This is a genomic window from Hymenobacter sp. BRD128, from assembly GCF_013256625.1.
GTDB lineage: Bacteria > Bacteroidota > Bacteroidia > Cytophagales > Hymenobacteraceae > Hymenobacter.
The window spans coordinates 970,950-986,347 of record NZ_CP053908.1; the positions used below are offsets into that span (position 1 = coordinate 970,950).

10 protein-coding genes are annotated in these 15,398 nt (G+C 58.5%); 8 read left to right on the forward strand and 2 right to left on the reverse strand.

Features of this window, described 5'->3' with window-relative positions; genetic code table 11:
• Positions 1–9: 9 nt before the first annotated feature.
• The 8 genes from GKZ68_RS04350 (at position 10) to GKZ68_RS04385 (ending at position 13,758) form a co-directional block, all read left to right on the forward strand.
• The gene (locus tag GKZ68_RS04350; RefSeq protein ID WP_173111084.1) at positions 10–1,440 is read left to right on the forward strand and encodes an ATP-binding protein; all 1,431 of its coding nucleotides are present in this window, start codon (positions 10–12) and stop codon (positions 1,438–1,440) included.
• A gap of 176 nt (positions 1,441–1,616) precedes the next feature.
• On the forward strand, positions 1,617–2,441 hold the full coding sequence (locus GKZ68_RS04355) for a hypothetical protein (RefSeq protein ID WP_173111087.1): 825 nt from the start codon (positions 1,617–1,619) through the stop codon (positions 2,439–2,441).
• Entirely contained in the window at positions 2,366–3,352 is a 987-nt protein-coding gene (locus GKZ68_RS04360) for a TolC family protein (RefSeq protein ID WP_173111090.1), read from the forward strand. Before GKZ68_RS04355 ends, GKZ68_RS04360 begins: the two co-directional genes overlap by 76 nt.
• A 113-nt stretch (positions 3,353–3,465) precedes the next feature.
• On the forward strand, positions 3,466–4,557 hold the full coding sequence (locus tag GKZ68_RS04365; RefSeq protein WP_173111093.1) for an efflux RND transporter periplasmic adaptor subunit: 1,092 nt from the start codon (positions 3,466–3,468) through the stop codon (positions 4,555–4,557).
• Between the two features lie 35 nt (positions 4,558–4,592).
• Entirely contained in the window at positions 4,593–7,700 is a 3,108-nt protein-coding gene (locus GKZ68_RS04370; RefSeq protein ID WP_173111096.1) for an efflux RND transporter permease subunit, read from the forward strand.
• A gap of 377 nt (positions 7,701–8,077) precedes the next feature.
• Positions 8,078–9,289, forward strand: coding sequence for a TolC family protein (locus GKZ68_RS04375; RefSeq protein ID WP_173111099.1), 1,212 nt, complete (start codon positions 8,078–8,080; stop codon positions 9,287–9,289).
• 67 nt (positions 9,290–9,356) lie between these two features.
• Positions 9,357–10,457, forward strand: a complete 1,101-nt coding sequence (locus tag GKZ68_RS04380; RefSeq protein WP_173111102.1) for an efflux RND transporter periplasmic adaptor subunit — start codon at positions 9,357–9,359, stop codon at positions 10,455–10,457.
• 148 nt (positions 10,458–10,605) lie between these two features.
• A complete protein-coding gene (locus GKZ68_RS04385; protein WP_173111105.1) occupies positions 10,606–13,758 on the forward strand; it encodes an efflux RND transporter permease subunit in 3,153 nt (1,050 codons plus the stop codon).
• 29 nt (positions 13,759–13,787) lie between these two features.
• Here GKZ68_RS04385 and GKZ68_RS04390 read toward each other — a convergent pair whose 3' ends face one another.
• Positions 13,788–14,684: an alpha/beta hydrolase gene (locus tag GKZ68_RS04390; RefSeq protein ID WP_173111107.1), complete on the reverse strand. Its 897-nt coding sequence runs from the start codon at positions 14,682–14,684 to the stop codon at positions 13,788–13,790.
• 41 nt (positions 14,685–14,725) lie between these two features.
• Complete coding sequence (locus GKZ68_RS04395; RefSeq protein WP_173111110.1) at positions 14,726–15,391, reverse strand: pseudouridine synthase; 666 nt, start codon at positions 15,389–15,391, stop codon at positions 14,726–14,728.
• Between the last annotated feature and the right edge of the window lie 7 nt (positions 15,392–15,398).

Here is a 15,398-nt window from a genome sequence, read left to right on the forward strand (position 1 = left end):
ATTTTTACTATGCTTACGGCGCCTCGCTATTCCTTCCTGTACCGCGTAACGATTCGCAACCGCCTGACCTGGCTGTTTGTGGGCGTGGTGGCCGTGCTGCTGTTTGGGGTGCTGGCCCTGATTTTTGTATTGCAGTCTACTTCCTCGCAGCGCGAGTTTCGGCAGCGGCTGCGCGAGCGGGCGCAGATAACCGGCTACATCTACCTCGAAAAAGACGAGATGCGGGCCAGCGCCTTTCGCGATTTTGAGAAGAAATATCTTCAGTCGCTCAGCAACGAGATTTTGCAGGTGTACGATGCCACGGGCCGGGTCCGTTTCGTGGCCGAAGACGAGCGCGTGCGCCTCCCCGATGCCATTTTGGCGCGCATTGTGACCAATAAGGAATATTATTTCCAGCTCGGCCAGCGGCAGGCCGCGGGGTTATTTTACCAGGATAACCAAGGCGATTACATCATCGTGGCGGCGGCCGAAAACGTGTATGGCAAGCACCGGCTGCAAAGTCTGGCTACCATTATGGGCGTGATTTTCGTGGTGAGTCTGGTCGTGATTTACGTCCTGGGCCGGGGCTTTGCCGGCCGGGCGTTGGCTCCCATCGCGGCCCTCAACGACCAGGTAGACCGCATCACGGCTCAGGACCTGCACCAGCGCGTAAACGAAGGCCATTTGCGCACCAGCGAGCGCGACGACCTCACGCGCTTGGCCCGCACCTTCAACCGGCTACTTGGGCGGCTCGAAGCCAGCTTCGAGGGCCAGCGCACGTTTGTGCGCAACGCCTCGCACGAACTGCGCACGCCGCTCACCGCCAGCATCGGCGAGCTGCAGGTGCTGCTGGCCCGCGAGCGCTCGCCCGAGTCTTACCGCGAAGGCGCCGCCTCCGTACTGGGTGAGCTGCAACAGCTCAAAACCTTGATTAATAACTTGCTGGATATGGCGCAGGCCGAGGGTAGTGTGCCCCTCGCCGACGAGGTGCGCCTCGACGAGCTGTTGTGGGAAGTGCGCGAGGGTGTCATCCCGGCGCAGCGAGCGCGGGTGCAGGTAGACCTCGGCGACCTGGCCGAGCTACCCGACGACCCCGCCGCTTTTATTGTTGCGGGGCACCGGGGCTTGCTAGTTCGCGCCCTAAGCAACCTCGTGGACAATGCCCTGAAGTACTCGGCCGATGACCAAAAGGTGCTGCTCAGCCTGCGCTGCCAGGCCGGTGAAGGCTGCGTGGTGCGCGTGGCCGATGCGGGTGTAGGTATTACGCCCGACGACTTGGCGCAGGTATTTCAGCCGTTTTTTCGGTCGGCGGCGGCGCGTGGGGTGGTAGGGCACGGCGTGGGGCTGCCGCTAGCCCAGCGCATCACGTTGTTGCACGGCGGCACGCTCACGCTGCGCTCCGAGCTAGGCCGCGGCACAGTAGCCGAGCTGAGATTTGGTACGGCAGATTTTAGGGACTAAAATGACATAAAAGGTAATATTTTCAAAAAATTCATTTTTCTAATGCGTTTCTAATTTGCCTCTAATAGGGGCCTAATGTAGCTTGCGGAGCTTTGCATCATCTTTTCACAACTGCTTTGGTAAGGTGCTGCACAAATTATGTTGTGGCGTAGCGCCTGGCCAGCGGTGAACTCGTTATGCGCTTTCCAACATCTGCTTTTCGAACCCTGGCCACGGCCGGGGGACTGAGTTTGACTACGCTGGCTGGCTGGGCCCAGATGCCGATGCCCAACGTGGCCCGCCCCGCCACCGGGGCACCGCTACCGGCCACGTCGGCGCCGGCTACTACCCCGGCCACAACTACCGGCCAGGCGCCGGGCGTGCAAAAAGGCACGACGCCCGCCCAGCTGCCCGGCCAGCCCGCCGCTACCCCCACCTTTGGCCAGCCCGGCGCCCCGCTCACCAGCCCCGGCGGGGCCCTGAGCGGGGCGCCCAACGGCGGCGCGCCCGCTTCCAGCGCGCCCATGAGCCCCGGCATCCCGACCCGCGCCAATGCTGGCCAGCCAGCTACGCCCGGTGCGGTGCCGGCTACGGGCGGCGCGGCCAGCAGCCGCACTACGCCGGGAGCGGCCACGGGCGCCGCAGGCTCATCGTTTGGCCAGTATCCTACTACCATGGGCCTGCCCACGGGGGCAGCCGCCCTGGCGGTACCCACCGATACCATGCGCCTTACCCTCGACCAGGCGCAGGCGCGTTTTATGCAGGCCAACTTTCAGCTGCTGGCCCAGCATTTTAATATTGATGTGGCCAATGCGGCCATTCGCCAGGCTTTGCTGCGCGATAACCCCAACCTCCAGATGGAGGTGAACGCCTACAACCCCAACACGGGGCCTTCTTCCCGCTCGAAAAGCAGACCGACCCGCAGAACCCGGTGGGCGGCACTTTTGTGGCTCAGATTCAGCAGCTGCTCGACATCTCTGGGCGGCGCAGCAAGCTGGTGCAGCTCTCGCGCACCGGGGTAGCGGTGCAGCAAGCAGCGTTTGAGGACCTGCTGCGGCAATCGCGCTTTCAGCTCGTGCAGTCGTTCTATAACGTAGCGGCTGAGCGGCGCAAGCTCAATTTCACCGAGCAGGAGCGTACCCAGCTGGGCCGCCTGCTGGCCGCCTACCGCGAGCGCCTGCGGCTAGGGGTGGTAGCCTCGTATGAGGTGACGCGCCTCGAGCTGGAACAGCAAAGCTTGGAGCGCGACCGCGCCGACCTGCTGAACCAGCTCACGCAGGACCAATCCACCCTGCGCGTGCTGCTGGCTGCGGGGGGTAGCGTATTTGTATCGCCTGAAGGGGTTGGGTTTCTGCCGGCCGCGCCGGCTACCGTGCCGACCCTGGCCGACCTCGAAACCCAGGCCTACGCCCTGCGCCCCGACCTGCGCGCCGCCACCCAGCAAACCACTTATACCGAGCAAAACCTGGCCGTGCAGCGCTCGCTGGCCGTGCCCAAGCTGATGGTGGGCGCCGACTACGCCAGCCAGGGCAATACCTACGTGCACTATTTCGGCCTACAAACGGCCATCGATATGCCGGTTTTCAACCGTAATCAGGGTAATATCCAAGCGGCTAAAATCGGGATTCAGCAGTCGGGCTTTGCCCTGAACGGGGTGCGCCTGCAAGTAGAGCAGGATGTGACCGGCGCTTACCAGCAGCTGGAGCGGGCCATTGCACTGCGCCGAAGCATCACGCCCGACTATCTGGCCCGCACTGCCAATGTGAGCCGCGACGCCGTAGCCGACTACAATCGCCGCCTTATCGACCTGGTAAGCTTTATCGATAAGTTCCGGGCCTACAAGGAAGCCCAGCTAGGCCTCATCGACATCAGCAGCCGCCTGCTGCAAGCCGAGCAGCAAGTCAATTTCGCCACCAACGCCAAAGTGTTTTAATTAATTGAGAATGACGACTGACGACTGACGAATTGCGGCCAGGAAACAGCTGAGCAATTCGTCAGTCGTCAGTCTTACTTCTTCATTCACTCCCAATGAAGTCTTTCCCCAAAATGCCCTTTCGCCTGCTTATCGCGGGCCTGCTGGCTGCCCCGGTCGTGAGCCTGACTGCCTGCGGCGGCGACAAAAAAGCCGAGCTGCCTACCAATACCAAAGACACCGAATCGACTTATCGCACCGACACCGTGAAGAGCCGCAATCTGGCTCAGGACCTGCGATTTACGGGTAAAGTGAGCTACGACCAGCGCCGCGTAGACCAGGTGTTTCCGGTAGTTTCGGGCAACGTGCTGGCCGTGAATGCTGCCCTCGGCACGCACGTAACGCAGGGCCAAGCCCTGGCCACGGTGCAAAGCGCCGACGTCAGTGGCTACCTCAACGATTATAACGCCGCCAAGAGCGACTACGCGCTGGCCAAGCGCACGGCCGACAACACCGAGCAGCTGTATAAAACCAACTTCGCCTCGCAGCAAGACCTTATCGCGGCTCGCGAAGGACTAACGAAAGCGCAGTCGGCCCTCAACCGTACCCAGCAGATTCTCAAGCTTTACGGGGCTAGCAGCAGTGGCACGGCCAAGCCCGTGTACCAGGTGAAAGCGCCGGTGAGCGGCTACGTGGTGTCCCGCAATATCAACCCCAACATGCAGCTGCGCCCCGATAACTCGACGCCGCTCTTCACCATCTCGGACCTGAGCCGGGTGTGGATTTTGCTCAATATCTACGAAACGGATATTGAGGCGGTGAAAATAGGGGCAAAGGTGAATATCAATGCCTTAGCTTATCCCGACAAGCAATTTACGGGTACTATCACCAATATCTCCAACGTAGTTGATGCCGATACGCGCGTGCTGCAAGCCCGCGTAGAGCTACCCAACCCCAACGGCTTGCTCAAGCCCGACATGTTCTGCACCGTGAGCCTGCACCTTGAAGACTCGGGCGAAGGGCTGGCCGTCAATCCTAAGGCGGTGATTTTCAGCCAAGACAAGTACTTTGTGGTGAAGCAGGCCGGCCCCGGCAAATACCGCGTGGTGCCGGTGCAGGTAGTGCGCTCTACTTCGCAGTACACCTACGTGAAGGGCGACCTGAAAAATGGGGACCAGGTGGTAACCGAAGGTAGCCTGCTGCTTTTCAATGATTTGACGGACTAGTTTTTCAGTCGGCAGCTTCTGCCAGCTAGCTAACCATGAATAAATTCATCAAAGGTATCATCGGCTTTTCGCTGAGGCACCCCTACATCGTGTTCTTTATCACTGCGCTGGTGGTGGTAGCGGGAGCGGTGAGCTTCTATTACACGCCGGTTGAAGCCTATCCGGATGTAACTAATACGGAAGTAGTTATTATTACGCAGTGGCCCGGCCGCTCGGCCGAGGAAGTGGAGCGCTTCATCTCCATCCCGATTGAGACGGAGATGAACTCGATAAGCCGCAAAACGGTGATTCGCAGCATCAACCTCTTCGGGCTGTCATTTATCAAAATCGTATTTGAGGACGGTACCGACAACTTCAACGCCCGCATGGAGGCGGCCCAGAAGCTAGCCAACGTGAACCTGCCCGATGGCGTGACTCCCGGCGTGCAGCCACCTACCGGCCCCACCGGCGAGATTTACCGCTTTACTCTGACCTCGAAAACAAAGACAGCTACCGAGCTCAAAACACTGGAAGACTGGGTAATCGAAAAAAACCTGAAGGCCGTGCCCGGCGTGGGCGACGTGGTAAGCTTCGGCGGCAAGGTGAAAACCTATGAAGTAGCCGTGACGCCCCCGCTGCTCAGCAAGTACGGCCTCACGGCGCTCGACGTGTTTCAGGCGCTGCAACGCGCCAACGTGAACGTGGGTGGCGACATTGTGCGCGAAGGCCAGCAGGCGTTCGTAGTGCGCGGTATCGGCATTGTGAAGAATGTGGCTGATATCGAGAAGATTATCATCAAGAATGTGAACGGCGTGCCGGTGCTGGTGCGCAATATTGCTAATGTGCACACCTCCAACCTGCCGCAGCTTGGCATTGTGGGGCGCGACGACCACGACGATGTGGTAGAAGGTATCGTGCTCATGCGCAAGGGCGAAAACCCCGGCGCCGTGCTGCCGCTGCTCGAAGCCAAGGTAGAATACCTGAACACCACGGTGCTGCCCGGCGACGTGAAAATCAAGGTTTTCTACGACCGCACCGAGCTCAATGAGCACACGCTGCACACGGTCGGCGAAAACGTGGCGATGGGTATTACCCTGGTAACCGTCATTCTGCTCATCTTTCTGGCTGACTGGCGCACGACGGTTACGGTAGCGATGGTCATTCCGCTAGCCCTACTCTTCGCCTTTATTCTGATGCGCTGGAAAGGCATGACCGCCAATTTGTTGAGTATTGGCGCTATTGACTTCGGCATCATTATCGACGGCGCGGTGGTAATGGTGGAAGGCCTCTTCGTGATGCTGGCCCACTGGGCCGAGCACGAGGGCATGGAGAACTTCAACAAGCGGGCGAAGCTGAGCAAAATCCTGCACACGGGTACGGAGATGGGTAAGTCAATCTTTACTTCCAAGCTCATCATTGTCACGGCCCTAATTCCGATTTTCTCGTTTCAGAAAGTAGAAGGCAAGCTGTTTTCGCCGCTAGCCTACACGCTGGGTTTTGCCTTGCTGGGCGCGCTGTTGTTGGCGCTTACCCTGGTGCCGGTACTGTCGTCGATTTTGCTGCGCAAAAACGTGCGCGAGCGGCACAACCCTCTCATCGAGTTTCTGAACCGTAACTACGCGCCCTTGCTCGACAAGGTGATGGGCAACCCGCGTACGGCTATGCTCACGGCCCTAATAGCGCTGCTAACGGGGATTGGCGCCTTTCACTTCGTCGGTACCGAGTTTTTGCCGCACCTCAACGAGGGCTCCATCTACGTGCGTGCTTCGATGCCGCTGAGTATCAGCCTCGAAGACTCGTACCACTTTACGAAGCAGTTTCGGCAAGACTTTGAGCAGTTTCCGGAGGTGCGCGGCGTGATTTCGCAGACCGGCCGCCCCAATGACGGCACTGATGCCACGGGCTTCTTCAACAACGAGTTTTTCGTGGACCTGTACCCGGCCGAGCAGTGGAAGCGGAAAATCACGAAGGACGAGCTCATTGCCGAGATGCAGCACAAGCTGGCCCACTACCGGGGCATTGACTTTAACTTCTCGCAACCGATTTCTGACAACGTAGAAGAAGCCGTGTCGGGCGTGAAAGGCTCGATGGCCGTAAAAATCACCGGCGACGACCTCAACTTCCTGGATAAAAAGGCTGACGAAGTATACGCCCAGCTCAAAAAGGTGAAGGGCGTCGAAGACCTCGGCATTTTCCGCAACCTGGGCCAGCCCGAGCTGCACATTACTCTCGACCCCGATAAGATGGCGCAGTTTGGGGTGAGCGCGGCCGATGCCAACGCCGTGATTGAAATGGCCATTGGCGGCAAGGCCGTAAGCCAGGTGTTTGAGGGCGAGCGCAAGTTTGACCTGCGCCTGCGCTACGACCAGCCCTACCGCTCGACGCTCGATGAGATTGGTGACCTGACGGTGCCTAACCTGAGCGGCGGCAAAATCAAGCTCCAGGAAATTGCTAAGATTGAAAACGTGGCCGGCCCGGCCTTCATCTACCGCGAAAACAACGCGCGCTTCATTGCCATTAAGTTTTCGGTGCGGGGCCGCGATTTAGGTAGCACTATCGCGGAAGCCCAAAAGCTGGTTGCGGCCAATGTGAAGCTCCCAAAGGGCTATACCACGGGGTGGAATGGTGAATTTGAAAACCAGGAACGGGCTCAGCGTCAGCTTTCTATCGTAGTGCCCATTAGTATTCTGGCCATCTTCTTCATCCTGTTTATTTCTTTCGGCAACGTGCTGGATTCGGTGCTGGTATTGCTGAACGTACCATTTGCCCTCATCGGCGGCATTGCCGCGCTGCTGCTCACGGGCGTCAATTTCTCTATTTCGGCCGGGGTAGGCTTCATTGCCCTCTTCGGGGTAGCTACCCAGGACGGCGTAATTCTGGTTAATAAATTCCGCCAGAATATGCGAGAGGGTATGCCCCTGGTTCAGGCCATCAAAGATGGCGCCCGTTCGCGACTGCGCCCGGTTATGATGACGGCCCTTATGGCTTCGCTCGGCTTGCTGCCCGCGGCCCTTAGCCACGGTATTGGCTCCGAAACCCAGAAGCCGCTGGCCATTGTCGTTATCGGCGGTCTCATCACGGCTACATTACTATCGCTCTTGATTTTACCAGCCGTGTACGAGTGGGTATACAGCAGCAAGCAAGAACGTGAACGCCACAAGTAAACTGCTTACCTTTAGGTAGTAATTAAGCCCCCGGTCAATTTGGCCGGGGGCTTTTTTTGAGTACTTGATAAATTTTCTAATCTGTTCTTAATGAGGTTATAATGAAGGTGTAAATGGGATGAATCATGTCTGCATTCTTCCTGTTGGCTTTGCTTAAGTGCCTAGTTAGACTTTAAAGCAAAACAGTGATTTTAGAAGATTTTTTGAGTGCTAGTCAGCGCGCGCTACGTCCCTACCAGCCCACCACCGGGATGCGTAGTTTAGGTCGATTAGTGCGGCGCGCAAGTTTGCTGCTGGCTGGGCTAGTGCTGAAATTAGCGCCGGCCGCTTACGCATAGAAGCCCACGATAGGCGGCGCCCCCCTGGCTGTTGATACGGTGCGCCTGACGTTGCCCGAGGCCGAGGCGCGCTTCGTGCAAAACAACTTGCAGCTGCTAGCCCAGCGCTACAATATCACGGCGGCGCAGGCGCTGGCCATTCAGGCCCGGCTCATTGACAACCCCACTATTCTGCTGGACCAAAATGTGCTGCAACAAGCTATTCACCAGCCTAATGCGGTGGGCAATAACCCCGACCTTAACCGCAACCAGCTAGCCGTGCAGGCGCAGCAATTGTTTGCGCTGGCCGGGCGGCGGCGGGCCGCGGGCCGCGTGCAGCAACAGGCCGCCGTGGTCGAAACCTTTAATCTTCAAGACCTGGTGCGTAACCTGCGCTTTCAGTTGCGCACCACGTTTTACGACATCTACTTTCGCCAGCAAACGCTGCGGGTATACGACACTGAGATTCCGCAGCTGCGCCATACCGTGGAGCTTTACCAGGGACAATTTGACAAGGGCAACATTGCGCTCAAGGAAGTTATTCGCCTGAAAGCCTTCTTGTTCACCCTGGAAAGCGAGCGGCTAGGCCTCGTCACCGACCAAGCCAATGCTCAGGCCGACCTGCACGTGCTGCTGCGTGACTCGACCCGCTCGGCCTACCTGCCCGTGGTGGATGGCCGCCGCGTGCGCGACCTCTCGCTGGCCCCGTACCCCGAGCAGCAACTCACCGACACGGCCCTCGTGCGCCGCGCCGACCTACTGAGCCGCCGCGCCGAAGTGCAGCGCCAGGAACTAAACCTGCGCCTGCAACGCGCCGTGGCCACACCCGACCTGGCCGTGGGCTACAGCTACGACCGGCTAGGCTCATACTTCGATAATTACAATTCCATAACGCTGGGCGTGGCCGTGCCGATTTTCAATCGCAACCAAGGCAACATTCAGGCAGCCAAGGCCCAAATCAGCCAGGCCCAAGCCCATGCTACTGAGCAGCAGCTGGTAGTGCGCCGCGATGTGCACGAGGCTTACCAAGTGGCCCTGCGCCAGGATGAGCTCTACCAGCACACCAGCCGCGACACCACGCCTTTTTCGCGCCTCATCGACAACATCGAGCAGAGCTATACCAAGCGACTTATCAGCATTGTAGAGTATCTTGATTTTTACGAGGCGTATAAAAACAACGTAATTCAAATCAATACTTTACGGGCTAATCGGATGCGAGCTTTCGAGAGCATCAACCTGGCTACCGGCCGCACGTTCTTCCGCGCCGATTAACTTTTTTTTTCGCCTTGCCTGGCAATGCTTCCGGCTATCGGGCGCGCTTCGCTACTACCGCTATTTCATGAATCGTCTTCCTTTTTTTCTGCTGTTGACCCTGGGCCTGGGTGCCTGCTCCAAGTCGCCGGACACCGCGGCGGCGGACGAAACCAAAACGGCCAAGAAGTTCTCGCTCTCCGACCAAACGCTTAAGGAGTTGGCTTTCGACACCGTGCGCTTGGAGCCAGTGCGGAGTGAGCAATCGTTTTCAGGCCAAGTAGTTACCAATGGTGATAAAACTGCCAAAGTGTTTCCGCTGGTGGGCGGCATAGTCGAGAAGCTCAATGTGGAGCTCGGCGACCACGTGACGAGGGGACAGGTGCTGGCCGTGGTGCGCTCGGGAGAAATTGCCGACGTGCAAAACCAGAACAGCACTGCCGGTACCGACGTCGCCATTGCCCAGAAAAACCTATCGGTAGCCCAAGACCAGTACAAAGCCGGCCTGGCTGCCGAGCGCGACGTGGTGCTAGCCCGTGAGGAGCTACGCAAGGCCCAGAGTAACTTGGGCAAAACCAACAAGCAGCTCGGCATCTACGGCGTGTCGAAGGACGGACACTACGTGATTAAGGCGCCGATTTCGGGCTTTATTACGGATAAAAATGTGACCCAGGGCATGCAATACAGCAATGCCAACGTAGACGCCGACGGCTTTTTTACCATCGCCAACCTCGACCAGGTATGGGTGCTGGCCAACGTGTTTGAGGCAGATATTGCCAACGTGAAGCTTGGCTATGAGGCCGAGATTACCACGCTTTCTTATCCCGATAAACACTTTAAGGGTGTGGTGGACAAGGTGTTCAACGTGCTCGACCCCGATAGCAAAGCTTTGAAAGTGCGCATCCGCCTTACCAATCCCGGCTACCTGCTCAAGCCGGAGATGTATGCTCAGGTGCGCATCCTAAATACCGAGAAGCAGCGGGAGTTATCGGTGCCCGCCAACTCGGTAATTTTTGACAAAGACCAGCATTTCGTTCTCGTGTATAAGAATCGTAATGAAGTAGATACCCGACCCGTTAAGGTAACTAAAACTGTGGGTGATGTGAGCTACGTGAGTGGCAACCTGAAGGCCGGTGAGGCCATTGTGACGAAAAACCAGCTGCTCGTGTACGACGAGCTGAATGACTAACGGGGCGCCGGCTCTTGCGAGCCGGCGAAGCAGTTGCATCCGCCCGACACCCGCGCCGCTTGTGCGCCCATCATTCCGGTGCGCTTGCGTCGCCGGCTCGCACTGACAGGCGTTTTTAAGATTACTTCATAGCTCATAAGCAGCCGCAGTGAGTAAATTTATTCAGGGCATTATTGCCTTCTCCCTTAAAAACAAGGGCTTTATTTTCCTGCTCACCCTAGCGGCGATTATCGCCGGGGTGGTGAGCTATCGGAACACGCCCATTGAGGCGTTTCCGGACGTGACGAATACTGAAATCACCATTATCACACAATGGCCCGGCCGCTCGGCCGAGGAGATTGAGAAGTTCGTAACGGCGCCAATTGAGATTGCCCTCAACCCCGTGCAGAAGAAAACCAGCGTGCGCTCAACCACGCTTTTTGGCCTGTCGGTGGTGAAGGTGATTTTTGACGATGGCGTGGACGACGCCTTCGCTAGGGTGCAGGTCAACAACCTGCTGGCCGGCGCCGACCTGCCCGACGGCGCCGAGCCCGAGGTGCAGCCGCCTTACGGCCCCACCGGCGAGATTTTTCGCTACACCCTGGCCAGCAAGGACAAAAGCACCCGCGAGCTCAAAACCATTCAGGATTGGGTGGTAGAGCGCAACCTGAAGGCCGTGCCCGGCGTGGCCGACGTGAACAGCTTTGGCGGTGAGGTGAAGAGCTATGAACTATCGGTGGACCCCAGCAAATTGCAGGACTTTGGCCTCACGCCCCTCGACCTCTACACCGCCGTGCAGCGTTCGAATATCAACGTGGGCGGCGATGTGATAAACGAGGGCCAGCAGAACTACGTGGTGCGCGGCATCGGCCTGCTCAACAACATTTCGGACATCAATAATACGGTCGTCAAGAACGTAAACGGCGCGCCCATTCTGGTGAAGGACGTGGCGCAGGTGGCCGAGTCGGCGCTGCCGCGCCTGGGCCGCGTGGGCCGGGGCCTGAACGACGATATGGTGGAAGGCATCGTGGTGATGCGCAAGGGCGAAAACCCCTCCGAAGTCATCAAGCTGCTGCAAGCCAAGGTGGAGCTGCTGAACGATAAGATTCTGCCGCCTGACGTGAAAATCAGCACGTTTTACAACCGCCAGAACCTGATTGACTTCTCGACCGAAACGGTAATTCACAATCTCACCGAAGGGATGATTTTCGTGACGGTGATTGTGTTCCTGTTCATGGCCGACTGGCGCACCACGGTGATTGTGAGCATCATCATCCCCCTGGCGCTGCTGTTTGCCTTCATCTGCCTGCGGTTGAAGGGCATGAGCGCCAACTTGCTCAGTATGGGCGCCATCGACTTTGGTATCATCATCGACGGCGCCGTAGTAATGGTGGAAGGGCTCTTCGTGGCGCTCGACCACAAGGCCCACGAGGTGGGCATGGAGCGCTTCAACAAGCTCGCCAAGCTGGGTATTATCAAGAAAACTGGCCGCGATATGGGTAAGTCGATTTTCTTCGCCAAAGCCATCATTATCACGGCGTTGCTGCCGATTTTTTCCTTTGAGAAAGTAGAAGGCAAAGTGTTTTCGCCGCTGGCTTGGACGCTAGGCTTCGCGCTGCTGGGCGCGCTCATTTTTACGCTGACGCTGGTGCCGGTGCTGGCTAGCATCCTGCTGCGTAAAAACGTGCGCGAGAAAGATAACTTCTTCGTGCGCGGCATCAATAAGGGCGCTAAAAAGGTGTTCGATTTCACGTACATCCACAAAACGGCTAGCCTACTGGCCGCCGCGGCCATCGTGGTGGCCGGTGTAGCCATGTATCAGTTTTTGGGTACCGAGTTTTTGCCGGAGCTAAACGAAGGCTCAATTTACGTGCGCGCTCAGCTGCCGCTCAGCATCTCGCTCGATGCTTCGAATAAGCTGTGCAATGAGATGCGCCGCGTATTCATCTCCTTTCCCGAAGTGAGTGATGTGGTGAGCCAGACCGGCCGCCCCAACGACGGCACCGACCCCACGGGCTTCTATAATAATGAGTTTCTCGTCCAGATAAAACATACCGACGAAGTGCAGAAAAACATGAAGCACAAGGCTTACCGGGAGGCGCTTATCGAGCGCATGAAGGAAAAGCTGAACCGCTTTCCAGGGGTAGATTTCAACTTCTCGCAGCCTATTACCGACAACGTGGAGGAAGCAGCCTCGGGGGTGAAGGGCAGTATTGCCGTGAAAATCTATGGTACCGACCTCAAGCTGATGGAGGGTAAGGCCCGCCAAGTGTACGAGGTGTTGCAACACGTAGACGGCATCGACGACCTGGGCCTGCTGCGCAACATTGGCCAGCCTGAGCTGCACGCCGACCTCGACGAGCGCCGCATGGCCAGCTACGGCGTGAGTAAGAGTGATGCCAACGCCGTGCTCGAAATGGCGGTGGGCGGCAAGCAGGCTAGCCAGATGTACGAGGGCGAGCGTAAGTTTCCCATTCGGGTGCGCTACGAGTCGCAGTTCCGCGAGAGTCCAACCCAAATTTCTGCGCTCATGGTGCCTACCCAAAGTGGCAAAACGGTGCCGCTAAACGTGATAGCCGATGTGAAGCAAGTGACCGGCCCGAGCTTGATTTACCGCGACGATAATACCCGTTTCTCGGCGGTGAAATTCTCCGTGCGGGGCCGCGACTTGGGCTCGGCCATCGCCGAAGCGCAGGAAAAGGTGAATAAAGTGGTGGTATTGCCCAAAGGCTATTCCATGAAGTGGACTGGCGACTTCGAGAACCAGCGCCGGGCTAGCCAGCGCCTGGCCCAGGTAGTGCCGATTTCGCTGGCGCTCATTTTCTTTATTCTATTTATACTCTTCGGTAATTTGAAAGATGCTGGCTTAGTGCTGCTTAACGTGCCATTTGCCCTCATCGGTGGCATTGCCATGCTACTCATCACGCACACCAACTTCTCGATTTCGGCTGGTATTGGCTTCATCGCGCTGTTTGGTATCTGTATTCAGAATGGCGTAATTCTCATCAGCGTGTTCAAGCAAAATATGCTGGCCAAAATGAGCCTCGACCGCAGCCTAGCCGAAGGGGTAGCCTCCCGCGTGCGCCCGGTGGTGATGACGGCCCTCATGGCCATTATCGGGCTCATGCCGGCAGCCCTGAGCACTGGTATCGGCTCCGAAACGTCGAAGCCGCTGGCCATCGTGGTTATCGGTGGCCTGCTCACGGGCACCATTTTGACGCTCTTCATCTTTCCGTTGATTTTCGAGCGCACCTACCGCGCCGAGCATACCCACTACACCGACGACCGCGCCACCCCGCCGGAGGCGGTGCTGGTGCACTAAGCGAAGTAGGGCGAAGCAGAAGCTTCGCCCTACTTCGTTTTTGCCAAAAACCGCGCTACCACTACTTGCCACTGGCGCGGGTGCTTGTGCCAATACGGCTCGTGCCCCGAACCCGCGAAATCAACGCGCTCTTTTGGGCCGGCCAAATGCGCGAAGATGGTATCGGTTTCGGCGCGGGTCACGCGCGGGTCGGCGGTGCCCCACAGTAGTAGGGTAGGAGTGGTAACGTGGCGGGCATACTCGCCAGCATTCAGTCCGAAAGCCCAGTAGCCATTCTCCACGCTGCCCCAGAAAACCAGTAGGTTAGCCAGCGGAAAAGGCGGCAGGTGCATCGAAACGAAGCGGTTTTGGGCCGTCTGGAGCATGCTGCCATATGGGCACTCTACGATGTTGGCGGCCGGCCGTAGACCCAACTCACCTTCGGCCCGCAAAATGGCCACGGCGCCCATACTTACGCCGTAGAGCACCACTGGGCGGCCCGGCTGCCGGGCCAGCGCCCAATGGTACGCCGCCACTACATCGTCGGCCTCGCGGTAGCCGATGGTGGTTTGATAGCCCGCCGAGGCACCGTTACCGCTAAAATCGAGCAGCAGCACCGCGTAGCCGAGCTGCCGGAAATAGCTTGCCTCGGGCCGCAGGCGCGACTTATCGCTGGTGTAGCCGTGGCAGAGCACTACCGTGCCGCGCGCCCGCAGCACCGGGCCATACCAGGCGGCTAGCCGGCCGTTGGGCCCCGGTAGCGTTATCGTCTCGTAGGGAAAGGCTGGCGGCGCCAGATTGACAGGCTTCGGATTTTTTAAGCCAGTGAGAATAATCTGGATTTTCTCGCCGGTAGGCAGTTGCTCTGGGTTGCGAGTGCGCGGCCCGGCATCGGTGGTGAAGTGCGTGAAGCGCCAGGCGTGCAGGGCCACTACTACATTGAGCAAGCCAAAAAGCAGGGCCAGACCCCAAAGAAACCGCCGTAGCATTAGGGGCGTTGGCGGCGCGGGCCGCGGTTAGGGGGCGAATAGGAAGTGGCGGGGCGCGCGGCCATTGGGCGCGGGTGGCGCACGTCGGCGCCGGCTAGCCCCCGCAGCGCGGCTAGCTCTTCGGCCGTGAGGTCGCGCCACTGGCCGGGCGCCAGTTCTTCCAGCGACAAGCCGCCCAATTCCTGGCGCACCAGCCGCAGGCAAGGCAGGCCCACGGCGGCGCACATCTTGCGCACCTGCCGGTTCATGCCCTGCGCAATGGTAATGGCTAGCCAACTAGTTGGGATGCTGGCTCGGTAACGAATAGGCGGGTTGCGCGGCCACAACTCGGCCGTGGCTGCCTCCGGTAATAGCTCAGCTTCGGCGGGCAGCGTGAAGCCCTCCTTAATCTGCACTCCCTCGCGCAATTGCTGCAACGCGGTCTCGGTAGGGGTACCCTCTACCTGCGCCCAGTAGGTTTTGGGCACCTTGTAGCGCGGGTCGCTGAGGCGGTGCTGCATCTGCTTGTCGTCGGTAAGCAGCAGCAGGCCCTCGCTGTCGAAGTCGAGCCGGCCCACCGGGTACACATTAGGCACCGCCACAAAGTCCTTGAGCGTGGCCCGGCCGTGCTCGTCGGTGAACTGGGTGAGGACTTCGTATGGCTTGTTGAGGAGAATGTAGCGCATGCCAAGG

Excerpts from the sequence above, each read along its gene's own strand:
- GKZ68_RS04350 (WP_173111084.1), top strand. The coding sequence starts at position 10 with ATGCTTACGGCGCCTCGCTATTCCTTCCTGTACCGCGTAACGATTCGC.
- GKZ68_RS04355 (WP_173111087.1), top strand. The coding sequence starts at position 1,617 with ATGCGCTTTCCAACATCTGCTTTTCGAACCCTGGCCACGGCCGGGGGA.
- GKZ68_RS04365 (WP_173111093.1), top strand. The coding sequence starts at position 3,466 with ATGCCCTTTCGCCTGCTTATCGCGGGCCTGCTGGCTGCCCCGGTCGTG.
- GKZ68_RS04370 (WP_173111096.1), top strand. The coding sequence starts at position 4,593 with ATGAATAAATTCATCAAAGGTATCATCGGCTTTTCGCTGAGGCACCCC.
- GKZ68_RS04380 (WP_173111102.1), top strand. The coding sequence starts at position 9,357 with ATGAATCGTCTTCCTTTTTTTCTGCTGTTGACCCTGGGCCTGGGTGCC.
- GKZ68_RS04395 (WP_173111110.1), bottom strand. The coding sequence starts at position 15,391 with ATGCGCTACATTCTCCTCAACAAGCCATACGAAGTCCTCACCCAGTTC.